Annotated in this window: 16 protein-coding genes; 3 read left to right on the top strand and 13 right to left on the bottom strand. The window is 46.2% G+C overall.

Going from position 1 to position 23,117, the window contains the following annotated elements:
- Positions 1-48: 48 nt before the first annotated feature.
- From odhB to sdhC, 6 genes are all read right to left on the bottom strand, one after another.
- A complete protein-coding gene (gene odhB, locus ACZ2XM_RS04040) occupies positions 49-1,287 on the bottom strand; it encodes a 2-oxoglutarate dehydrogenase complex dihydrolipoyllysine-residue succinyltransferase (protein WP_490587101.1) in 1,239 nt (412 codons plus the stop codon).
- A gap of 252 nt (positions 1,288-1,539) precedes the next feature.
- Positions 1,540-4,392, bottom strand: a complete 2,853-nt coding sequence (locus ACZ2XM_RS04035) for a 2-oxoglutarate dehydrogenase E1 component (RefSeq protein ID WP_490587100.1) — start codon at positions 4,390-4,392, stop codon at positions 1,540-1,542.
- 869 nt (positions 4,393-5,261) lie between these two features.
- A complete protein-coding gene (locus ACZ2XM_RS04030; protein WP_490587099.1) occupies positions 5,262-5,972 on the bottom strand; it encodes a succinate dehydrogenase iron-sulfur subunit in 711 nt (236 codons plus the stop codon).
- A gap of 248 nt (positions 5,973-6,220) precedes the next feature.
- The gene (gene sdhA, locus ACZ2XM_RS04025) at positions 6,221-8,071 is read right to left on the bottom strand and encodes a succinate dehydrogenase flavoprotein subunit (protein WP_490587098.1); all 1,851 of its coding nucleotides are present in this window, start codon (positions 8,069-8,071) and stop codon (positions 6,221-6,223) included.
- A gap of 278 nt (positions 8,072-8,349) precedes the next feature.
- Positions 8,350-8,760 carry a succinate dehydrogenase, hydrophobic membrane anchor protein gene (gene sdhD / locus ACZ2XM_RS04020; RefSeq protein ID WP_490587097.1) on the bottom strand — a complete coding sequence of 137 codons (411 nt, stop codon included), beginning with the start codon at positions 8,758-8,760 and terminating at the stop codon, positions 8,350-8,352.
- Positions 8,760-9,149 (bottom strand): succinate dehydrogenase, cytochrome b556 subunit, encoded by a 390-nt coding sequence (gene sdhC / locus ACZ2XM_RS04015; RefSeq protein WP_490587096.1) that lies wholly within the window; start codon positions 9,147-9,149, stop codon positions 8,760-8,762. Before sdhC ends, sdhD begins: the two co-directional genes overlap by 1 nt.
- 1,940 nt (positions 9,150-11,089) lie before the next feature.
- On the opposite strand from sdhC, the gene gltA reads away from it, so the two are divergent.
- Positions 11,090-12,370 (top strand): citrate synthase, encoded by a 1,281-nt coding sequence (gltA, locus tag ACZ2XM_RS04010; RefSeq protein WP_490587095.1) that lies wholly within the window; start codon positions 11,090-11,092, stop codon positions 12,368-12,370.
- Between the two features lie 161 nt (positions 12,371-12,531).
- Here gltA and ACZ2XM_RS04005 read toward each other — a convergent pair whose 3' ends face one another.
- Both ACZ2XM_RS04005 and ACZ2XM_RS04000 read right to left on the bottom strand, forming a co-directional pair.
- Complete coding sequence (locus tag ACZ2XM_RS04005) at positions 12,532-13,536, bottom strand: hypothetical protein (protein ID WP_490587094.1); 1,005 nt, start codon at positions 13,534-13,536, stop codon at positions 12,532-12,534.
- Positions 13,537-13,719: 183 nt separating this feature from the next.
- The gene (locus ACZ2XM_RS04000) at positions 13,720-14,196 is read right to left on the bottom strand and encodes a type IV secretion protein Rhs (RefSeq protein WP_490587449.1); all 477 of its coding nucleotides are present in this window, start codon (positions 14,194-14,196) and stop codon (positions 13,720-13,722) included.
- 464 nt (positions 14,197-14,660) lie between these two features.
- Here ACZ2XM_RS04000 and ACZ2XM_RS03995 point away from each other — a divergent pair, with 464 nt between their 5' ends.
- Positions 14,661-15,956: a replication-associated recombination protein A gene (locus ACZ2XM_RS03995; protein WP_490587093.1), complete on the top strand. Its 1,296-nt coding sequence runs from the start codon at positions 14,661-14,663 to the stop codon at positions 15,954-15,956.
- A gap of 192 nt (positions 15,957-16,148) precedes the next feature.
- Complete coding sequence (ribBA, locus tag ACZ2XM_RS03990; protein WP_490587092.1) at positions 16,149-17,258, top strand: bifunctional 3,4-dihydroxy-2-butanone-4-phosphate synthase/GTP cyclohydrolase II; 1,110 nt, start codon at positions 16,149-16,151, stop codon at positions 17,256-17,258.
- 234 nt (positions 17,259-17,492) lie between these two features.
- Here the strand turns inward: ribBA and ACZ2XM_RS03985 are convergent, their stop codons facing one another.
- From ACZ2XM_RS03985 to ACZ2XM_RS03965, 5 genes are all read right to left on the bottom strand, one after another.
- On the bottom strand, positions 17,493-17,954 hold the full coding sequence (locus ACZ2XM_RS03985; RefSeq protein WP_490587091.1) for an acyl-CoA thioesterase: 462 nt from the start codon (positions 17,952-17,954) through the stop codon (positions 17,493-17,495).
- Between the two features lie 153 nt (positions 17,955-18,107).
- Positions 18,108-19,178 (bottom strand): hypothetical protein, encoded by a 1,071-nt coding sequence (locus tag ACZ2XM_RS03980; RefSeq protein ID WP_490587090.1) that lies wholly within the window; start codon positions 19,176-19,178, stop codon positions 18,108-18,110.
- 18 nt (positions 19,179-19,196) lie between these two features.
- Positions 19,197-20,204 carry a uroporphyrinogen-III synthase gene (locus tag ACZ2XM_RS03975; RefSeq protein ID WP_490587089.1) on the bottom strand — a complete coding sequence of 336 codons (1,008 nt, stop codon included), beginning with the start codon at positions 20,202-20,204 and terminating at the stop codon, positions 19,197-19,199.
- A gap of 171 nt (positions 20,205-20,375) precedes the next feature.
- The gene (hemC, locus tag ACZ2XM_RS03970; protein WP_490587448.1) at positions 20,376-21,350 is read right to left on the bottom strand and encodes a hydroxymethylbilane synthase; all 975 of its coding nucleotides are present in this window, start codon (positions 21,348-21,350) and stop codon (positions 20,376-20,378) included.
- A gap of 539 nt (positions 21,351-21,889) precedes the next feature.
- Positions 21,890-22,630 carry a LytR/AlgR family response regulator transcription factor gene (locus ACZ2XM_RS03965; RefSeq protein ID WP_490587088.1) on the bottom strand — a complete coding sequence of 247 codons (741 nt, stop codon included), beginning with the start codon at positions 22,628-22,630 and terminating at the stop codon, positions 21,890-21,892.
- Between the last annotated feature and the right edge of the window lie 487 nt (positions 22,631-23,117).

Genomic DNA, 23,117 nt, shown 5'->3' with positions numbered 1-23,117 from the left:
TAATGCAAAAAGCTTGTATCGATTGTCGCCGATACAAGCCTTAGGACCTTATAGGTCAAGTAGTAATAAGGTGGGGTCTTCGACCAATTCTTTAATAGTGACCAAGAATTGTACCGCATCTTTACCATCAATCATTCTGTGGTCATAAGATAGGGCTAGGTACATCATTGGCAAGATAACCACTTCGCCGTTGACAGCCATAGGACGCTCATTGATAGCGTGCATACCTAAGATAGCCGTTTGTGGAGCGTTTAGGATAGGCGTTGACATTAATGAGCCAAACACACCACCATTAGTGATAGTGAAAGTACCACCAGTCATGTCATCAAGCGATAACTTACCATCGCGAGCTTTACCCGCAAATTCACGGATACCGCCTTCAACGTCAGCCATGCTCATGCGATCTGTGTCACGTAGCACCGGTACGAATAAACCACGGTCTGAAGATACGGCAACACCAATATCGTAGTAACCATGATAAACGATGTCATCACCGTCGATAGATGCGTTCACGGCTGGGAAACGTTTTAGCGCTTCAGTCGCGGCTTTCACAAATAAAGACATAAAGCCAAGACGCGTGCCATGACGCTTCTCAAATTGGTCTTTATACTTAGCGCGCATGTCCATTAATGGCTTCATGTTCACTTCGTTAAACGTGGTCAACATTGCCGTTTCTTGCGTTACTGACAATAGACGCTCAGCCACACGCTTACGTAGACGAGTCATGGGTACACGTTTTTCAGTACGCTCGCCTACAGATTCTGCGACCGGACGACCGCTATCTGACTTGATAGAAGGGTCTGCTTTTAATTTTGGACTGGCCATATCAGACTTAGTCACACGACCATCACGGCCACTGCCTTCGACTGCTTTTGGATCAACACCAGACTCTTTCGCCGCTTTACGGACTGCTGGGCTTTGGTCTTTATGGTCTTGCTCGCTGTCGCTTGGTGCAGCAGCTTGTTTTGGCTCACCACCATCCGCAGCTTGTGCAGGAGCGGCTTCTGCACTGTCTTCTTTAGCAGCGGCAGGAGCATCAGTGCTAGCGGTAGCACCGGCTTCAAACTCACCGATAACTTCGTCAGATAAAACCACGTCGTCTACTTGCTTAACAATTTTGGTAACGACACCATTATCTGGAGCAACAACTTCTAATACTACTTTATCAGTTTCAATTTCTGCTAGGACGTCATCACGATTAACTTGATCGCCTTCGCTAACATGCCACTCAACGATCGTACCGTCAGCGACTGACTCTGGAAAGACGGGGGCTTTAATTTCAGCCATGGAAGTACTCCTTATGATATAAATTCTTATAGGCGATAGAGGCGGCAGTAGGCTGCTGTACTTTTAATAAGTAGTTATAAATACGGCTTAAAGGCTTTATAAAAGCTTATTAAACGTACCCATAATGAAGAAACAGCTCACTAGCTTAAATACAGTAAATTCTTTACTTCGATCTTAGGTCTTAAAAATGATGGCGTTATAAACAGCGACCGTAACGGCCGCTGCTTGTACGCTTATAACAATACTCTATGCTTATACCAGCTGGTCTACGCTGACCCCTAGGCCACCCGCGACCAAATCACGTTGTTGTTGAGCGTGAATCTTCGGCGAACCCGTAGCTGGTGCGGCAGAAGGTGGACGAGCTACCGGGTCCATAACTTTCGCACGGGTTGGATGCGGCACGACAATACGGAACATATGCGGTGCTAAATAGTACCAAGCCCCTTGGTTCAGTGGCTCTTCTTGCGTCCAAACGATTTCTTCGAGGTTTGGATATTTTTCAAACTCTTCCATCAGACGCTTTTCAGGTAGTGGGTACAGCTGCTCGATACGGGCAATAGCCACGTGCTCAAGACCTAGCTCACGACGCTGCTCTAGCAAGTCGTAATAAACCTTACCACCACACAGGACCAAACGGGTCACTTTGTCATTATCACGAGCGTCGACTTCCGGCAATACCGTCTCAAACTTACCATTGGCTAACTCTTCCAAATTAGAAGTGGCTAACTTATGGCGCAATAGACTCTTCGGTGACATAACCACCAAAGGCTTACGGATAGGACGAACCGCTTGACGGCGTAACGCATGGTATATTTGTGCAGGCGTCGTTGGTGTGATGACTTGCATGTTGTCTTCAGCACACAGCTGTAAGAAACGCTCTAGGCGGGCTGATGAATGCTCAGGACCTTGACCTTCAAAGCCATGCGGCAATAACATCGTGAGGCCACAGACGCGCTGCCATTTGGTCTCACCACTAGAGATAAACTGGTCGATAACGACTTGAGCACCGTTGACGAAGTCACCAAACTGGGCTTCCCAAACAACTAAGGCTTTCGGTACCGTCGTGGCATAGCCATATTCAAAGGCTAGCACCGCTTCTTCTGACAATAGCGAGTTATAGGTAGCAAAGCGTGCTTGAGTGTCGCTCATATGCGCCAACGGCACATACATGCTGCCATCCGTCATGTTATAAAGTTCGCTATGGCGATGGGAGAAAGTACCACGACCTACGTCTTCACCAGTAATACGGACTAAATAGTCTTCTTCAACTAAAGTGGCATACGCTAAAGTTTCAGCGGCACCCCAGTTCAGTGGCTCTTCACCAGTTTGCATGGCCAGACGCTGCTCGACGACTTTTTGTACTTGACGCTGTAGCTTATAGCCTTCAGGCAATTCAGCCATACGGCGACCGTAAGCTTTTAGCTTTTCGATATCAACGCTGGTGTCCCACTCGTCTTTAAGCTCATGGCCTAAATAGGCTGACCAATCGACATACAGGTCTTTATTCGGCTCACGCACTAAAGCGCTGGCCACGTATTCACCTTTGTCTAAAGATTCGCGATACTCATCTTCAAGCTGCTGTTCAAAAGCGGCTTCGATGACGCCTTCTTCCAACAATTTTTGTGCGTATATAGCACGGGTTGAAGGCAGCTTTTTGATGACTGAATACATCAATGGCTGAGTAGCTGACGGCTCATCGGCTTCGTTATGACCGTTACGACGGTAGCAGAACAAGTCGATAACGATGTCTTTATGGAACTTCTGACGATAATCTAAGGCCAACTGCGCAACGAATACCACAGACTCTGGATCATCACCATTCACGTGCAAGATAGGCGCATGCACCATTTTTGCCACGTCAGTACAGTATTCTGTAGAACGGGCATCTTCTTGACGGCTAGTCGTGAAACCCACTTGGTTGTTAATAACGATGTGCAGCGTGCCACCCGTGGTATAAGCACGAGTTTGTGACATTTGGAAAGTTTCTTGTACTACGCCCTGACCCGCAAAGGCCGCATCACCGTGAATCACGATAGGTAAGACGACTTCACCGGTTGTGTCATTACGACGGACTTGGCGAGCACGAACCGAACCTTCTAATACTGGCGAGACAATCTCAAGATGCGAGGGGTTAAAGGCCAAAGCTAGATGCGCCTCACCGCCTGGGGTCATTACGTTAGACGAATAACCGTTGTGGTATTTGACATCGCCTGAACCTTTGGTAGGCTGAATCTTACCGTCAAATTCGTCAAACAAATCGGCTGGGTTCTTACCTAAGATATTGACCAATAGGTTTAGACGACCACGGTGAGCCATGCCGATAACCATTTCTTTGGTACCAACACTACCCGCGCGTTGAATCAATTCGTTGATAGCCGGGATAAAGCTTTCACCGCCCTCTAGACCGAAACGTTTTACCCCAGTGTATTTACGGGCAAGATATTTCTCTAAGCCTTCAGCTGCGGTTAAACGCTCTAAAATGGCGCGTTTTTTCTCGTCGTCAAACTTGATGTAGCCTAGGTTTTCTTCTAGGTATTGCTCCATCCACTGTTTTTCTTCAAACGAGGTAACGTGCATATATTCCACACCGATATGGCGGCAATAAACGCGCTCCATAATTTCGATGATTTCACGTAGAGGGGCTTGCGCCTTACCGATGTTTAAATCGCTCGTTGGAAAAACGGTATCTAAATCGGCTTCAGACAGACCATGAAACTCAAGTTTCAAATCTTCGACTTCTGCACGTGGATGCAGTTTTAAAGGGTCTAATTGGGCGCGGCGATGGCCACGGCGGCGATAGGCAGAAATAAGTTTTTGTACGCCCATTTGCTTGGGATCAGCACAGTCTGCTGCATTAGCATCCGCTGCTGGAGCACTACCCTTATTGGCGGTTTGATTGCGCGCTAGCAGTAAAAACTGCTCTTGAATCGCATTATGCAGCGCATCATCTTCGCTTTTGAATTGCTCAAAGTAGCTCTGCCATTGGGCATCGACACTGTCCGGGTCGACTAGGTATTGTTCGTAGAGGGCTTCTATATAACTGGCATTATCTGCTGACAGCTCAGTAAGGACAGACGTTCCGACGTCATTAGTGATCGTAGTCATAGTAGTTTCTATTTGAATTGAGTGAAGAGAAGGTTTGCTTAGTTTTATAAATTTGCTTAAGTTTTCTAAAAAAAATGAATGTGTTAATTTTAAAGGCTGTGGATACCGTTTAATGTAGGCTATCGGTAACCTATCGTTAATTCATCTATATGACAGCAACTGTCCTACCCGCGCGTGTTGCTTTGCTAAATCCGCTATTCTTTACGCTCGTTGCTGCTATTTAATGCTTAACTTAGTAACGCTATTTATATTTGGGCAAGTCATCACTGACTTAAACTTACAGTAAAGGGCAAATAGTACTTCTTCGCTATTAAATTACTAGCCACTATTAACTTACTAGCAGCTACTCAATCGCTAATAGGCGTTAACCAACCCAAACCAACACAGTTTGGCCACTAAAAAAGCGCTACAAAATAATGATTGGAAATATTTAGCAATTTGTCAAATATGATTGGCTATTTATGTACTTAGCTTAGCCTACCTCTACCGCTTGTTAGGGTATCACGACCGCTCAACTTGCCATAGTTTGTTTGTTCAATAGTAGGTATTTACCTAGTAAATAACCATTATCATTAAATTAACTTAAGCCAGTGTCACCTTAGACTCTGATGCATAAATCATGCCTAAAATTTGCATAAACAGCCCTATTCTTTGCAATAATAACGGCTCTATCACAAGAATAACGCACTCCTATAACCAATAGCTTTATATCAACTGTGCTAAGCAAGCTATTAGTCATAAACAGCACTCATAAAAAAAGCCCTTATCGACAGATAAAGGCAATATTAAGACTATAAAATAAATTTTAGGTAGCAGGCATTAAATACTAACTGACTGCGCTAATAAAGCTACCCCATGCTAAATGCTAATTAACCCGCCTGGTCAAGTAGCAAGCTACGTAAATGACCAATGGCTTTAGTTGGGTTTAGACCTTTTGGACATACCGCTACACAGTTCATGATACCGCGGCAACGGAACAGACTGAACGGATCGTCTAAGCGCGCTAAACGAGCCTGGGTATCGCTATCACGGCTGTCCGCCACAAAGCGATAAGCGTGCAGTAGCGCAGATGGTCCTAGGAATTTATCCGGGTTCCACCAGAACGATGGGCAGCTGGTAGAACAGCAAGCACATAGAATACACTCATACAGACCATTCAACTTCTCACGCTGCTCTGGCGTCTGTAGACGCTCAGTTGGTGGCGCTGGCTGATCGTTGATTAGGAATGGGTGTACCTTTTCATACTGCTCATAAAACTGGTTCATGTCGACGACTAAATCGCGTACGACCGGCAGACCTGGCAAGGGACGCACAGTAATTTTTTCTGGCAAGGTGTTCATGTTAATGAGACACGCTAGACCATTTTTACCGTTGATGTTCACGCCATCCGATCCACAAATACCTTCACGGCATGAGCGGCGGAAAGTAATGCCTTCGTCTTGCTTTTTTAGACGCAATAGCACGTCTAGTAGCATACGGTCAGAGTCTAACAACTCAATCGTATACGACTGCATATAAGGGGCTGCGTCCTTATCAGGATCATAGCGGTATATCTCGATGGTGCGAGTACCTCGGCTCATAATGCTTAACTCCACACGGCGGTGATAGCGGGCTAGCAACTGAGGAGATGGCGGACAATTGCTGCTGTCAGACCATCGTTGCGGGCGTGCGATCACCAATAATAAAGGGGGGATTGGCCGTTTGGGTAAGCCGGTAGCTCTCACCAAACGACGCGGTATTCTTGCTGTATTCAATAAGCCGTAGGGTTAATCATCTATATAACCCTACTGGCTCCTAATAAGCTCGCGATCTCTTGCTCAGCTTTAAATTAGTAAACGCGAACTTTAGGCTCGATATAATCGACCGTTAGCGGAATTCTACGCACTGGCTTATAGATGATACGGTTGCCTTCTGAGTACCATAAAGTATGCTTCATCCACTCAGTATCGTTACGACCATTCGGAGCGACTGTGTCATCTTCAGGACGGTCATAATCCAGTACCGTATGGGCACCGCGGCACTCATGGCGATGGGCCGCTGAAATCATAGTCGCTTTCGCCACTTCGTACAGGTTGGCCACTTCGAACGCTTCGATACGCGCTGTGTTGAAGACTTGTGACTTATCCGCTAAGTGAATGTTATCGACTTTGTTTTCTAGGGCTAAAATCTTCTGAACCCCTTCGTCCATCAACGCCTGGGTGCGGAAAACACTGGCGTGTTTTTGCATAGTAGCGCGAATTTCGTCAGCGACGTCTTGGGCATTATGGCCACCGGTAGACTGTTGCAGCTTGTTCAAACGGTTGACTGTGAAATCAAGAACGCGTGGGTCTAATGGCTTGTAAGTATGGTCAGCATGATGATATTCATCAACAATATGCTTACCAGCAGCACGGCCAAACACCACCAAATCAAGCAAGGAGTTGGTTCCTAGACGGTTGGCACCGTGGACACTGACACAAGCACATTCGCCGATAGCGTATAAGCCTTTAACGACTTTGCCTTCGGTGTATTGACCTTCGTCATCCGTACCTGCTTCTAAATCAGGAATCGTCACCTGACCATGAATGTTGGTTGGAATACCGCCCATCATATAATGGATAGTCGGGATAACCGGAATAGGCTCTTTAGTAATATCGACGTTGGCAAAGTTTCTACCAATCTCGAATACTGAAGGCAGACGCTTCATAATCGTGTCAACACCTAAATGGGTCATGTCCATCACGATATATTCACCGTTAGGACCACAGCCACGGCCTTCTTTAATCTCTTGGTCCATTGAGCGCGATACTAAGTCACGCGGTGCCAAGTCTTTAACGGTAGGCGCATAACGCTCCATGAAGGCTTCGCCATCTTTGTTACGTAGAATAGCTCCTTCACCACGGCAACCTTCAGTAAGCAGTACGCCAGCGCCCGCTACACCCGTTGGGTGGAACTGCCAGAATTCCATATCTTGTAATGGAATACCTGCGCGTACGGCCATACCTAGGCCATCACCAGTGTTGATATAAGCGTTGGTTGAGGCTGCAAAGATACGTCCAGCACCACCGGTCGCTAGGACAGTGATTGGCGATTGGAATACGGCAACTGTACCGGTCTCTTGCTCAAGGGCGATAACACCGTTGATATTGCCTTCATCATCTTTAATCAAATCAAGGGCAATCCATTCGATAAAGAATTGCGCACCTTGCTGTAAGTTTTTCTGATAAAGCGTGTGTAGAAGTGCGTGGCCTGTACGGTCAGCAGCAGCACAAGCACGTTGTACCGCTTTTTCGCCGTAGTTTGACGTGTGACCGCCGAAAGGACGCTGATAAATCGTGCCGTCTTCGTTACGGTCAAATGGCATGCCCATGTGCTCAAGCTCATAGACGACGCGCGGTGCTTCGCGGCACATATATTCGATAGCGTCTTGGTCGCCGAGCCAATCTGAACCTTTTACGGTGTCGTAAAAGTGAAAGTGCCAGTTGTCATTACTCATGTTACCCAAGCTGGCGCCAATGCCACCTTGAGCGGCAACGGTATGCGAACGGGTTGGGAATACTTTAGTAATAACCGCAACTTTCATACCCGCTTCGGCCAGTTGTAGCGAGGCACGCATGCCTGAGCCACCACCACCAACGATGACCGCGTCAAAGTTTAGGGTTTTGATATTGCTAATGGTATTGTCTTGTCTAGTAGCCATGACGGTTTCCTAATGAATACAAAATAAGGGCGGTAAAGTCAATCTAGACCCCTACTTTTCGTCTTACCCTATCTTGCTTATATGTCGCTCTCAATTAGAGGTGCTATGACCATATAAACGAGTCGGTAATCATAAAAGTTGGGGCGATTGCTCACTAAATCAGCAATGGGGTGTACTTGGTTGGATAAATAATCTAGAAATACGTTTAGAGATACCCAACTTAAGCTTGCAAACTAACCATAATGGGACTAACCATAACAGTCAGCATGGCGGTTAAGTTAAGCGACCACTACCGTATTTAAGCCAAGTCCCCAAAAAATCATGATGCCCCAGAATACAAAGACGAAAATGGCGATGATCATGGCGGCTTGTAAGATAAGGCGTAGGCGACCGGCTGAAGGACCCATTTGACCCGTAGTGATATAGTCAGTAAATACCGTCCACATACCTACCCAAGCGTGACCTGCTAGTGCCAAGATAGCTACCAAGCTAAATAGGCGCATCGGCAGGCTCATCATGAAGTTTACCCACTCCACATAAGACACTTGACCGTGGGTCAAGAAAAAGCCCAATAGCACTATACTATAGACCGCTAAGACGACAGCACTAATACGCTGTACGATCCAATCGCGTGACCCTGAACCGGTTAGGCCCGTAGCACTTTTAACTCCTGAGTCATTTTTAATCATTAGAACATCACCCATACAAACGAAGCCACAATTAATACCGCAGCGATTACGAAGCTCACAAACGCAGCCGTACGACCCGATTGTAATTCTTCATTCATGCCCATATCGGCAAACAAATGCTTCATGCCCATGACGAAATGGAAGGCGATAGAGGCAACGAATACCCAAGCCACAAAACGTACTATGACATTGTCAAATACGGTAGCAAAACTTTCTGGCGACGCCAATGAAGTCTGTAGCAGCCAAAGCATGACAGGGATAAGTAAAAATAAAATAATACCAGAGATGCGATGTAGGATTGAGGCTATCGCAATAGGTGATTTAGCATTGACGCTAATCACTTGGCTTAAAGGCAGGTTAATCGGTCGGTTGCTTTTCACAGCGGGCATCCTTTTTGCGGTTATGACGCTTATACCAAAAAGAAAATAGACGGCACTACTAGGCTCAGTAGCGGCGGTATACTTTCTTTTACTACGCACAAGCGACGAATAGTGTAAGGAAGAGCTAGCTGACTTCGCTAATATAATGTACGACAGTGTGGCATTCAGAGTAGTCAAATTCTGGCCATCAGATCACTATGTACCTCTTTGCTTAATAGCTTTTTACTCAAAGCTTTCTATCTAATAACGTCTTACTAAAGGTCTTACTTAGGCACTGTAGTTAGGCACTACTTTTTTATAGGTTGGGGCTGACTGACTGAGGACTGAGTCTTACTCTATGTCGTTATTCGCTTACAAGCGCTGTCAGCAATCACCTCTGGTGTGGTCATAACACTTGCGCTACTTTGCCACTCTTAGCAATTTTTATAACGGTGTTGGTCTAGGGCTTAAGCAACCCGCAATTTAATCGCATAACTTAACCGTATAACTTAACCGCATAACTTACAACTGGCACGAACAGTGCTTAATACAGCGTCTGTCCTACTTATCTTTAGCTAATGCCAAGCTCTATCTAATTGCATAGGCGTTATCAGTCAGTCTATAGTTGGGCACCCGTATGCGCCTAGAGACACCCCTAAGCACTATTAATACAATGCACTGAGATAACTGGAATACGCTTTAACTCTATAAATGTGTGTCTATATAGGGGTAACTAATCGCAGCATTTTACAGCAATTAAGCAGTAATACAGTATGAATTAGGCAATCTTAAGCCTAATAATACGCGACAGTTAAGCAATGAGGGCTATTTTGTCGAGCTATTATACTCCGACTTTGCCTTAATAGGGGCTAAATAGCGGTGAATCCCATTATTGCCTGTCAATGTAACGAATTCTTGACAATAGGTTAATTATAAAAGGGCTAGACACTAATTACAAATATATTACTTAAACTTTCCCTATAAATCATTTAGATTAACCATGTAAAGGTTTTAAATCGAACCCTCATTTCTGCGTTTTAGATGCAGGGTTTTAGACGCCCTCTTGCCGACCTTATTCTTTATTGCCTATCTATAAACTGTAGCAGCCATAATCTATAGCAAAAAATCTATAGCAAATGTTGCGCCTCTCTAAGGGCTACTAACTACTGCGCGTCCACTTCGATACTAATATGCCCCTAAATATGCTGATACCCTTAAAAAAAGTGTATCAAAATATTATCTTATAACCCTGTTTTTACTTAACCTTGTACCATGCCGTATTAATCAATAATGCGATCTTCTTTGTTTATAATAGCCTGCCTACCTCATAGCCCATTTAATATAACGGCCTTTGAATCCTGTGTTATTGATACAGACTGTATTGGTTTAGGCGCTTACCGGTATTTTTTCGCTGATAATCACTACGCTCGTGACTGCCCGTCTAGCCCGCTATAATTCTCTAAACTTTGGACTACTTACCTATAATTAGAGGTAATGACACCCTAAAACGTAGGCTTAGCACGCATAAAGAATATTTTCAAATTACATAGAATAACTGGTAATATAGAATAATCATGTGTTTGTAGCGGGTGAGTTTTGCGCTGCAGGCGAGAATGATACTGGGGTCCGAAATTTTATATCACTATGTTATAGTGGCTAAAAATACCTAGCCTGCACAGGTAGACCGTCATCTATTCGCATCCCCAAACTATATATTTTGCGATTATTATGGGCGACACCTCTAATATCAGCGCTCCTTTATAGCTCGTAACGTTACTGTCTTTTAGTTTGAGCGGCTAGCGGAATCTTGAGCTTATTTTGCTGATAGCTATTTGTGTTTATCTATTATTATACTGATCGTCTTATCTCTATCTTTAATTCAATCCGTATTGAATCAAACGACAGGCGAGGTAAACTTGCTTGGCGACTTTGCAAACTCAACGTTTATTTAACAACAACGAGAGGAATTTATGTCTAACAGTACTGCGACGTTAACCGTCGATGGCAATGATTATGCCCTACCAATTATCAAAGGCACCTTGGGTCGCCCGGTTATTGATATTGCCGCTTTTCAAGAAGCTGGTTATTGGACATACGATCCAGGCTTTAAAGTAACTGCGCCTGTTGAATCAAAGATTACTTTCATCGATGGTGGCAAGGGCGAATTATTACATCGCGGCTACCCTATCGACGAGCTTGCAAACAATGCTGAATACTTAGAAGTCTGCTATGCCCTATTGCATGGTGACCTGCCAAACGCTGAGCAAAAAACAGCTTTTTATGACAAAATCCAAAAGCACTCAGGCGTCCACGACCAACTGCGTAAGTTCTTTGAAGGCTTCCGCCGTGATGCGCATCCTATGGCCATTATGGTTGGCGTAGTCGGTGCTTTATCTGCTTTTTATCATGAAGGTCTAGATGTGAGCGATGAGCGTCATCGTGAAATCACAGCTATCCGCCTAATCGCTAAGATGCCAACTTTGGCAGCCATGAGCTATAAGTACTCACGTGGCGAACCGTTCATGTACCCACGTAACGACTTTAACTACGCGCAAAACTTCCTATACATGATGTTTGCCACCCCTGCTGATGTCAACTACGAAGACAACCCAGTGCTATCAAAAGCTATGGATAAAATCTTCACCTTACACGCAGATCATGAGCAAAATGCTTCGACCTCTACTGTACGTCTTGCAGGCTCTACGGGCGCAAACCCTTATGCTTGTATCGCTGCTGGTATCGCCGCACTTTGGGGTCCATCACATGGTGGCGCTAACGAAGCCGTCCTTGAGATGCTAGACGAAATCGGTACGGTAGAAAACGTGCCTGAGTTCATGGAAAAAGTGAAGCGTAAAGAAGTTAAACTAATGGGCTTTGGCCATCGCGTTTACAAAAACTTTGACCCACGCGCTAAAGTTATGAAAGAGACTTGTGATGAAGTCCTAGAAGCTTTAGGCATCAATGATCCTAAACTTGAACTGGCTATGAAGCTTGAAAAAATTGCTTTAGAAGACCAGTACTTCGTTGAGCGTAACCTGTATCCAAACGTTGACTTCTACTCAGGCATCATCTTAAAAGCCTTAGGTATCCCAACGTCAATGTTTACGGTTATCTTCGCTCTAGCACGTACTGCGGGTTGGATCAGCCATTGGTTAGAGATGCATAGCGCACCTTTCAGCATCGGCCGTCCACGTCAGCTTTACACTGGCGAAAAACGTCGCGAGTTTGTAAAAATGGAAGACCGCAAATAGTCGGTTAGCCCTTTTACCATACTACAAATTTTTGCGTTAAAAAATCCCGCCTACGAGCGGGATTTTTTATGGTCTGAATTTCTAAGGGTCTTCTTAGAGCGTGTCCGCAGTTGAGCACACTAGCGTCTAGAGGCTAACGTATACAATGGGGCGTATAGACGTTATTTATCAAACTCTTTTAGCGTTTGCTCATATTTAGCAATTTGTTCATCGTAGCCTTCAATAGTCTCATTAAACTTGGCCAACAAGGCTTCAAACTCTTTTTGCTGTTCAATTTTCATATTTTGCATATCTTTGACCTGTTGCGCTTCAATCTGTCGCCAAATCTGATGCTGTACAATCAATCGCGCTAAGGCAGGGCTCTTATCGCTCAACTGGCGTGCCAGCTCAGGCTCCTCAAACAAATCGGGCAATAGCGTGGTCATATTAATAAAGGTATCGACCTCTTCAGCCGACAGCGGGTCTGCTTGATAAATCGCGGCAAACGCTTGGCGATAACGGGCCTTAATTTGCGCCTCATCTAAGATTTCAGGCGCACGCGGCTCTAACGTCACTTTTTTCAATACCGTTAAATCACGCTCACCGACTTCCGTACTCAGCGAAGTGGGGGTATCCGCCTCCGTGCCATTGGTAATCAGAGTATTAACATCGGCTTGGGTAGAGGCAGTATTTGCATTTGGCGCTGTCCCTGTGGCGGTAGTAGCCTCTGTGCTTTCGGGATTCGTAATAGTCCCTGCAGCGGGTGGAGTCGCCGTAGCCGAACTGTCCGTCGCAGCAGATGTTGCCCCCTTCTCTACAGTAGTAGGCTCTTGCGCGTCCGGATGCTCGGCCGCATCTGCCGCTTGTAAGGACTCGTACTCGGCCTGCAGACGTTGTTGTAGGCTGAGCATCTGCGCGACAAATTTTTCTTCATAAGCGTCAATTTGCGCTTGCGCCTCTGGGCTAGGTTTGGTCTCTAAAGCCACATCACCATTTTCGTCTTTCGGCTTATTTTCACTACTGACTTCTTTATCGCTAGCATTAGGGGCCGGCTGGCAACCGCTCAAGGCACCCAAGCTGAGTACTAGCCCTAAAGTGACTGCTTTCGGCGTCAAAGTGAGCCATGAGCTGCCCGAGGTGGCGTCAGCTTGACTGGGTTTTCCCGAGGGGGATCTAGTCCTAATCACGGTAAATTCCTAATGATGAATAATGAAGTGAGCAGCGTTACGCTAAGCCACCACAGTATAGTGTTGCTAGCTTAGCTCTTTATTACGGCTACTATGAAAGCTCGTTTATTTGCGTTATTTATTATTATTGATTAAGGAGTTAAGTGTTTTTGCTCTCAAACCACTCCATTTAAACCATTTTGTTTAGGTCATTCCATGTAAATCACTTTCTGCTGTGGTTAATGCCAAAAAAGGGATGCATTGTTGCCAAGGGCGGCAGTCTTCGCCACGCTGACGCCGGATGAAATAATCCTGCACCATACGTGCCTGCTGCTCGATACCATAAGCAAAAAACGACTTGCCAGTCTCTAAAACGTAATCATAGCGGCGGTTGATGAGCGCTCCGCGTACTACTTTTAGACCCTGCTGCAGTTGCCAAACGTGGGTGAGCTCATGGATCAACCAGCTTTGCTTGCCTAAAGTTTCACTAGCGAAGTCCGCTGTCCAATCTGTAGGATGAAAATAAATATTACCATTGGGGCTGACCGCATAGTTTTTTAACACCCACCAAGCCGTCTTTAATTGCACGTCCTCTAGACGGATGTGCTCGCCAAAGACACTTTGCGCTAACGCTAGTTCACCTTGGGTCAGCTTACGCGATTTTGGTTCGTTAAATTGCATACGACAGGCCGTGCTAAACTCAGCCACAGTCTGCGACACTCGCGACCATACATATGGTTTTTTAGTCATTCTATCGTTTTACTCTTTTTTAAATAATAATAAGACCGCTGCTAATCACTAGTTGCTAATCAATATGCCGCGCTCATTCAGTCGACATCCCAGTCAGGCAGCATCAACCTTAGCTCCTTACTTGATAAGCCAAACAAGTTATTGGTTGTATTCCCTATTAGCAAAAATAGCACGGAGTTAGGGTAGCCGTCTAGCAGCGTCTTATTGTCCTAAGCGTTTGCTGACCTAAGCGTTTGCTGATTTAAGAGCTTACCAATCTAAGTCCTTACCGACCATGCAGCCCGTATTAACATAACCTAAATTGTAATGGGGCCATAGCTTGCTTAAGCTAAAGGCTATTTTAATCCTGTCGTTAACCTCTGCTTGGTTAGCTGAGTTATTCATTGAGTATGTGTATGGCAACCCCTTCTGATATGCCTTTAGCGGGACGTATGCGTCCTAAGACGCTGGCTGAAGTTATTGGACAAACCCATTTACTAGCGCCAGGAGCGCCGCTACAACGATTAATTGCGCAGGGTCATCTTCCCTCTTTGATTCTCCATGGCGAAGCGGGTATTGGTAAAACCACCATTGCTATGCTATTAGCCGATGCAGTAGGCCGGCCTTTTCATGCGCTATCGGCGTTGACTACCGGGGTCAAACAACTGCGTGAAGTCTTGGAAGCCGGTAACGGCAATGCTGGGGGCTTTAGTTTTGCTTCGCCCGTAGTCTTTATTGATGAGATTCATCGGTTTAATAAAGCGCAGCAAGATGCTTTATTGGGCGCCGTCGAAGCAGGTGACATCACCCTGATTGGCGCGACCACTGAAAACCCTTCTTTTAGCGTCAATAATGCCCTACTGTCCCGCTGTCAGGTCTATCGTTTAGAGCCGTTAGATGACACGCAGATTGCCACAGTTCTGCAGCGCGCTATCAGCACGGATATCATTCTAAAAGACTTACAGATTGAGTTGACCGCCGCTGACTTTATTAGCCAAATGGCGCATGGCGATGCTCGTAAAGCCTTAAATTTACTAGAGCTGGCGATACAAACTGCTGACCCCAACCACACCCCTATTGTCGTGGATGCTGACTTGGTCGCTAGTGTCGCGCAGAGTGCTATGGTGCGCTATGACAAAGATGGCGAGCAGCATTATGATATGGTGTCAGCCATGATTAAATCAGTGCGCGGCTCAGACCCGGATGCAGCGCTGTATTGGATGGCAAGAATGTTAGTAGGTGGCGAGCCCGCGGACTTTATTGCTCGGCGTCTCGTCATTTTAGCCTCTGAGGATATCGGTAATGCCAACCCCAATGCTTTACTGCTTGCCGATGCTGCCTTACGCAGTGTGCAGTCTATTGGTATGCCCGAAGCGCGTATTATTTTAGGTCAGGTCATCGTCTATCTGGCGACCAGCGCCAAAAGTAACAGCACCTATAAAGCGATTAATGCGGCTATGCAACTGGCACAAAGTGACGCCTCTCCAGTACCCTTGCATCTGCGAAATGGCGTCACTAAACTCATGAAGTCACAAGGGTATGGTGAGGGTTATGTCTACCCACACGACTATCCTAATCATTATTATCCGCAGAGTTACCTGCCTAATGAGCTGATAGGCACAACGTTTTATCAATATGCTGACAATAAAAGGGAGCAGCACAGCCAACAATTTATGGCTTGGCTTCGGTCCCAGTCCGCCAGTAATGATTGATAGCCAATAGGAAGTTTTGCGCATCTTTGCGTTAACCCCTTACAATCTAATCCTATTGCCCTCATAATTACCCTACTATTTATTTTAAGATCTTAACGGACGCCCAGATTTTACGGTTTCCCTTTAGCTGACAATAACACTAGCTACTGATCGCTATTCTTAATTAAAACCTTTACTGACAAGAGATTCCTCATGGCTTTAAATACAATTCCTGAAATTATTGAAGATATTCGCGCTGGCAAAATGGTCATCTTAATGGATGATGAAGACCGCGAAAACGAAGGCGATATCATCATGGCTGCGACGCATGTGCGCCCCGATGACATTAACTTTATGATTACCCACGCGCGCGGCTTGGTGTGTCTGACTTTATCAGAAGCCCGCTGTCAGCAGTTGGCCTTGCCACTGATGTCGGATCGGAATGAAGCCAAATTCAGTACTAACTTTACTGTCTCTATCGAAGCCGCTGAAGGCGTTACCACCGGTATTTCTGCCGGTGATCGTGCCCGTACCGTACAAGCGGCCGTCGCTGCTGCTGCTAAGCCCGAAGACATTGTGCAGCCGGGTCATATCTTCCCAATCATGGCGCAAAAAGGCGGCGTCCTACACCGCGCTGGTCATACTGAAGCGGGCTGTGACTTGGCGCGCTTAGCGGGTCTTGAGCCTGCCGCGGTCATCGTTGAGATTATCAATGCCGACGGTACAATGGCACGCCGCGATGACTTAGAGAAATTTGCGGCTGAGCACGACTTAAAGATGGGGACGATCGCCGATTTAATTACCTATCGTATTGCCAATGAGCAAACGGTCGAAGAAGTCGAAACGCGCGAATTTAATACTGAGTTTGGTCCATTCACTTTGCATCGCTTCCGTGAGTTTGGCGCTACTGAAACGCATATGGCGTTGGTGAAAGGCGACTTAAGCGCAGGCGTCAGCACCATTCGCGTCCATGGCTTCCATCCTTTAAGAGACTTGTTTGCCGCTACTTGTGACGAGACCGGTCGTAGTGGCTGGAGCGTGCAATCCGCTTTAAAAGAAATCAGTCAGTCGGAGCGCGGGGCCTTGGTTTGGATTGGCAACCATAACCCTATCGATTTAGGCGCAGTGTTAGACAAAAGCGCTAACAATCAAGCGGACTCAACCATCACGGAGCAGCCTTACCGCAGCATCGGCGTTGGGGCGCAAATCTTACGCCATTTAGGCGTACGCGACATGCGTCTATTGTCGTCACCGATGAAGTTCCACGCTTTATCAGGCTTTGATTTGAACGTTATTGATTTTGTAACGTCGCCTAGCGTTTAACTGGTTTTAGGCGACGCTTATCAAGGCTAGCTCTTATTCAGACCAGTATTAATACCAGCTTTCCTTGCTGCGACAAGCCTAAAAGCAGTCCATAAAAAAAGCGCCAAACTAAATTGTTTGGCGCTTTTTTATTTATAAAAGCAACAGCTTAAAAATGCTATTTTTGCAATACTACCGTCAATTCTGCTTACAGCCGGAACATCACGAATCCCTGCTCTTGTATCTCTATAACCGCTATTTCTCTATAACAGCAGCGTGACCTGTGGCTTCAAAATTGGTAATCTGCTGGCGCTCTTGCTCGCTCCAAGACACTTTCTGCTTGGTTTTAGCATCTAAACGTACCATCACCGCTTCGCCAGTAGCTACGATAGCTTGTTGATAATGGCTATAAAAAACATAGCTAGTCACCATACTGCTGTCGCCCAAATGTTTGCAACGCACGCCTATCGATAAGGTGTCAGGAAAAACGACTGGCAGCATATATTGGCAACTAGAATGCGCCAGTACGACTTGCACATCCGCATTAAAAAGATTGATGGCCTCTAAGTAGGCGATCCGTGCTGACTCAGCATAACGGTAATACACGACGTTATTCAAATGGTTAAGGGCATCCATATCACCCCAAGCCACGATTTGCTTAAAAGTCAGCGGATAGTCTGAGATGGTGGAGCTGGTGATATCAGTAGGGCTTGGCATAAATACTCGCAGAATTATAGATTATTAGCAGCGCTCGTGATTCGAGTTTAATGGACCCGACGCACTAGCGATGTGTGGGATGGAAATAGAGCTTATGTAGAATACCGACATAGCTCATCAAGAAAGGGATTGCAAATCCTACCAAAAAAGCAGCTATTTTTTCACTGGGTCTTTGGCATTGTCTAAAACCTGGGTGGTGACCAAGGTCATTGGCTTAGGCGGATCAGCCAGCAATTTATTCAACCAGTTAAGCGCATCTTGCATAGTCGCTAAATCTTCCAGCTCTATAGCTGCTGTCTGGGCTGCAGACTCGCCATTGGCTGGACGCTGGCTGAGATTGCGGGTGGCTTTAGCCGTATCCGTCAATTGCGAGGCACTGAGGCTAGCGCTGCCACTGGTCATATTTTTCAGCGGCTGCAATTGGGCCTTAGCTTGTTGTAAATACATTAGCAGCAGCGCGTTATCTCGCATATTGCTCGCCTGCATGGCTAAGTTCAGCGTCATAATGGTTTCATGGACCAACACATCATAAGTGGCAAGTTGTTGCACATTTTGCGCAGGCTTACGCGCTTGCTTGGGGTTTGACGGTTGACTGGTCGTATCTCGGGTGGCTACTTGCTCCCGTAAGAAGGCTTGAATGTCGGCAATGGCCAAATTTTGTAGCTGCCAAGCGTTTGGTTGGGCACTTTGGGCTTGCAGACGCTCGATATCTTGCTCTAGGCTTTGCTTAATCACGATGGTTAAGGCAGGCGCAATCTCATTACTCTGTTGCGACAGCTGCCAGTATAAGCCGCGCAGTAACGATATCACCGCTTTATAGTTGCTGTCTGTCAACAGCCGATCAGCGGCTTGCAGTTGAATCCGCAGCATCTCTAACTGATTGTGAGCTTGACTACCGGCCGGTTGCGGCTGAGTGGGCAAAGTCTGTTGACTAATAGCATACAAGCGATCGTCCATCTCATTTAGACGCGTAGTCACTTGCTCGCTATTTTGCAAACGCGTCTGCACTTCCTGCTCAAAGCTCTGCTGTGACAGCAGCATCCAACCTATCATGGCGGCCAACAATAAAATCACCAGCCATTGAATCCATAATAGCAACTGACCCGCTTTACGGCGCTGTTGCCGCGGGGTCATATCCGTCGTAGTATCGTCTAACGAAATCGAGTCTGTAAAAGGCTCAGAGGGCGTTTGCTTGGCCTCATCGGGTGTTGGGTCAATAGCCATACAACCATATCCTGCAAATTAAAGAGGGGGAGAGAGCTGAGCGACTGCAGCCACTATAGTGGCGGGATCTAAGGTCTCTACTTGATGATAAATCAGGTGCTGCTCGTGGAGGAAAGCGGCTAAGCGGTCTCCCAAAACAATATAGTCAAAATCGGCCAACTGTAAGGTGGGCTGCGTTTGACTGGTGGGCCGCGGCGCATTACCTGTTATTTTATCAAGGTCAATATTGGCATCATTATTAACATCGCCATTCGTATTAAAGTCGGTACTAGTATTAAGATCGGCATCAACATTAGCTTGAGCCACTAAATGCTGCCAATATTCAAAAGCCGCGCCGCTGCTAATAATGACCACAGGAGCTAGCGCTACAGCATCTGCAGACTGGTGAGCTGCGGATGCCATTGACTGAGCTGACAGATAATCGCTCAACCATTGCTGATATAGTGGCGCGGAGGCCGGCGGCCAGATGCGTTCATACCAAGCAATACTATCGACATTGATACCGCGCTGTCTTAAGGTTTCGACCAACAGTCGACGCCCGCCAAGACCCCGCCACATGAGCACCTGATCGCTAGGCTTTAGCTCTGCGATGAGCGGCATTTGTAGCATGCCTTCATTATTGGCCATAAGCGGTTGCTGCACCGTTAAGCCATGATCGCGCAAGACCGCAGCCGTAGCATCACCTACAGCAATGATATGACTGGGCTGCGGGCTCGCGGCTATTTGACTCACCGTGGTAGCCGCAGCTACGTCTACCTGACGCTGAGCTTGCTGCCAATACTCAAGCGCCATCGCTGCCGCAGTCGGGCTTACCACCACCGTGACGGCATAAGCGCCCCGCAACCAGCGCTGCATTAGCAACGCATCATGCTGACTGGCTTGCCGGGGCTGCAGCGTTAATAAAGGCAACTCGACGACCGTATGCTTGCTAGCCGCTAAAGCAGTACTCAAAGGCGCTGCCCGCTCTAGCGGTCGCGTATTGATGACCACTCTTGGACAAGCTGTTGTTGCGCGTATACCCGCCACTATGCCCCCACTAAACCAATAACCACGTATCATTAGACCACGGGATAAATACCTGTGGCTAAAACAGACCCAAATAGCACGAGCACTGCCGCTCTAGCCTTTGTCCGTCACACCCTTAAGCCTATTAAGACTCAGGAACCAATCAAGACACAGTAGCCCACCAAAGCTATCTTAGTCTGCGTATATCGCTTGTAAGATTTCTTGGGCGCCTTTATCCAATAGCTGTTGGGCGACTGCTATACCCAAATCATTAGCCAGCTGTTCATTGTCTGCTTGTATAGTCGCCACTGCATCCGCATTAGCCGCCAAAGTGATACGCTTTTCAGCCTTGAGCAATAGGCTGCCATCCGTTTTACCCACACGGCCACGCAACCATAATTCATTCGTAGCGGTATCGAGCACCGCATAAGCGGCGATAGGCACTTGGCAACCGCCCTCAAGATGACGGTTGAGCGCTCGTTCTGCAATCAGGCGCAGACGCGCTTCGTTATCATTCAAAGGCGCGAGCAATGCTAAGACTTCAGGGTCATTGTCACGACACTCAATGGCTAGGGCGCCTTGGCCCACCGCAGGTAAGCTGATATCGATGTCTAGCTCGCTACGAATACGCTCATCTAGGCCAATACGCTGCAGGCCACTAGTCGCTAAGATAATAGCATCGTACTCGCCAGCATCTAGCTTGCCCAATCGCGTGCCCACGTTGCCACGTAACGTCTTAATCACTAGGTCTGGTCGATGCGCTTTTAATTGGCACTCACGGCGTAGGCTAGAGGTACCCACCACTGCACCCTGCGGCAATTCTGCCAGCGAGTTATAAGTGTTTGACACAAAAGCATCGGTCGGAGCCGCTCGCTCACAATAGGCACCTAACACCAAGCCCGCTGGCAATAGCATAGGCACATCTTTTAAAGAATGCACCGCGATATCGGCCTCTTTATCATACATCGCTTGTTCGAGCTCTTTCACGAACAACCCTTTACCACCAATCTTTGCCAAAGGCGTGTCTAAAATCTTATCGCCTTTGGTGACTATCTTGAGAAGATTAATCGTCAAGTCAGGATACAGAGCGCTCAAGCGATCTTTGATATGCTCAGCCTGCCATAGTGCTAGCGGGCTTTGGCGCGTTGCAATATTCAACGTGGTCAAAGCCGTCGCTTTAGGGCTCAACGAATCACCTGACAGCGCAGATGGGGTGGTCACATTAGAATCGGTCATAAAACTCAAACATCCATAATAATCTCATCAGTATCCAATCCAGTTATAGCAGCCACTAAACCAACGGCTCTTCGTCAGCTTGAGGGATAACCCACTACCGCATAAGGTTGGACAGCTACAGGAAGCAGCTTATCTGATGATTACAAAGACAAAAAAAACACCCCTATTTAATCATAAATAAGGGTGAGATGATATAAAGGCAGCGTTAACGCCAGAGGAACTCTAGGGTTGCAGCGCTTTTGATTCATGATTAACCAAGAGAAACTAGGCTACAGATTTAAAAGTAACCACCATGCCATATTAGCGTTAAACTGGTAAAAAAAGTGGTCTTATAGAAAAAACTGTCATAGAGAGTAGCGTGTTGGTAAAAGGTCGCGTTAAAAAGTATGCAATGTTATAGCTAGCAGGACGCTGCGGCTCGCTCCCTCTATAAGGGTAAGACTTAACGAGCACCCATTAATGAGTGCCATTTACATATTCTGAATCTTATCGCGCAATACTGGTAAATGGCGACGACTTACAGCTAAGGCCTCATCGATGCCTTTAAAGCGTACTTGGTACTGTCCGGCATCTATCGCTTCTAACAGGTCAAGATAATCTAAATTGATGAGCGCATTGCGATGGACGCGAAATAGCTCATTAGCAAACTCCGTTTCGAGCTCTTTTAAAGTCTCATCAATCAGTACGGTACCCTCTTTATGCCGCACTTTCACATACTTTTGATCGGCAGTGAAATAATAGATGTCGGATAAAGGAATCAGCTCTACCCCACGGTGCGTGCGAGCAGCAATATGCTGACGGCGCGGGGCACTGGCAGTCGGATCAGCAAGCTTACGCAACTCATTTAATTGCGCCGCATTCAGGCTCTTAGCTTTCGCTAACGCTTCTAATAGCTCATCTTTATTAGCGGGCTTGAGCAAATAGCCAATAGCATGGGCTTTAAAAGCTGTGATTGCATAATGGTCGTACGCCGTAACGAAAATAATCGCTGGCGGGTTTTCTAGTTCGTTGATCGCTTGCGCACAGCGAACCCCGTCCATCTCTGGCATACGAATATCTAATAAAATAACGTCAGGCTGATGTTGTTTCACGGCAGCGATAGCTTCAAGGCCGGTCATGGCTTGGGCGACTACTTCGTGTTTTTCATCCTGTACTATCCTCACCAAACGCTCGCGCGCTAATGGCTCGTCATCACAAACCACAATTCGCATGCATAACTCCTTTTAGTATCTAGCAATAACATTTTACTTTTGTCACATATTATCACGATTTCCGTGTCAACACAGTGAATTTGCTTGCTACAAACTATTGATTATTGTCGATTATTATTAATCAATACTATACCGTCTGTTTACTTTAACAATCGATTAAATAATAAACTGACAAATGAAATCATTGTTACAGTAGTAGTTATAGCAGGCAGCAAGCGCTAAATAAAGCAAGTACTATGCCAATAATAAAAACCAACATAAGTTAATTATTATCGAAAAATATTTATGTTTTTTTAGTAGGTTGCGATATGGACTTACTATAAAAATAAACTAAAGTTATATTCAAGGTGACTAAAGCCCTCTAATTAGCAACACAAACCCCTCATATAAGGGGGTACAAGTCAGACTTTAACTAAGTCATGGCGTTATAAAATAGCTATGACAATCCTGTTGACGCTATGGTCTTTATGACTGTTTTTGCTGCTTT

The organism is Psychrobacter sp. CoH-33_TS_01, from assembly GCF_058189395.1.
Note: the sequence above shows the minus strand (reverse complement) of the source record. Positions and strands in the feature narration are given on the sequence as shown.

What these genes read in the sequence shown, in the direction of transcription:
- ACZ2XM_RS04035 (WP_490587100.1), bottom strand. Translation starts at nt 4,392, where the DNA reads ATGACTACGATCACTAATGACGTCGGAACGTCTGTCCTTACTGAGCTG.
- sdhA (WP_490587098.1), bottom strand. Translation starts at nt 8,071, where the DNA reads ATGGCTACTAGACAAGACAATACCATTAGCAATATCAAAACCCTAAAC.
- ACZ2XM_RS03985 (WP_490587091.1), bottom strand. Translation starts at nt 17,954, where the DNA reads ATGCCAAGCCCTACTGATATCACCAGCTCCACCATCTCAGACTATCCG.
- odhB (WP_490587101.1), bottom strand. Translation starts at nt 1,287, where the DNA reads ATGGCTGAAATTAAAGCCCCCGTCTTTCCAGAGTCAGTCGCTGACGGT.
- gltA (WP_490587095.1), top strand. Translation starts at nt 11,090, where the DNA reads ATGTCTAACAGTACTGCGACGTTAACCGTCGATGGCAATGATTATGCC.
- sdhD (WP_490587097.1), bottom strand. Translation starts at nt 8,760, where the DNA reads ATGATTAAAAATGACTCAGGAGTTAAAAGTGCTACGGGCCTAACCGGT.
- sdhC (WP_490587096.1), bottom strand. Translation starts at nt 9,149, where the DNA reads ATGCCCGCTGTGAAAAGCAACCGACCGATTAACCTGCCTTTAAGCCAA.
- ribBA (WP_490587092.1), top strand. Translation starts at nt 16,149, where the DNA reads ATGGCTTTAAATACAATTCCTGAAATTATTGAAGATATTCGCGCTGGC.
- ACZ2XM_RS04030 (WP_490587099.1), bottom strand. Translation starts at nt 5,972, where the DNA reads ATGAGCCGAGGTACTCGCACCATCGAGATATACCGCTATGATCCTGAT.
- ACZ2XM_RS04000 (WP_490587449.1), bottom strand. Translation starts at nt 14,196, where the DNA reads ATGCAATTTAACGAACCAAAATCGCGTAAGCTGACCCAAGGTGAACTA.
- ACZ2XM_RS03995 (WP_490587093.1), top strand. Translation starts at nt 14,661, where the DNA reads ATGGCAACCCCTTCTGATATGCCTTTAGCGGGACGTATGCGTCCTAAG.
- ACZ2XM_RS03965 (WP_490587088.1), bottom strand. Translation starts at nt 22,630, where the DNA reads ATGCGAATTGTGGTTTGTGATGACGAGCCATTAGCGCGCGAGCGTTTG.
- ACZ2XM_RS03980 (WP_490587090.1), bottom strand. Translation starts at nt 19,178, where the DNA reads ATGGCTATTGACCCAACACCCGATGAGGCCAAGCAAACGCCCTCTGAG.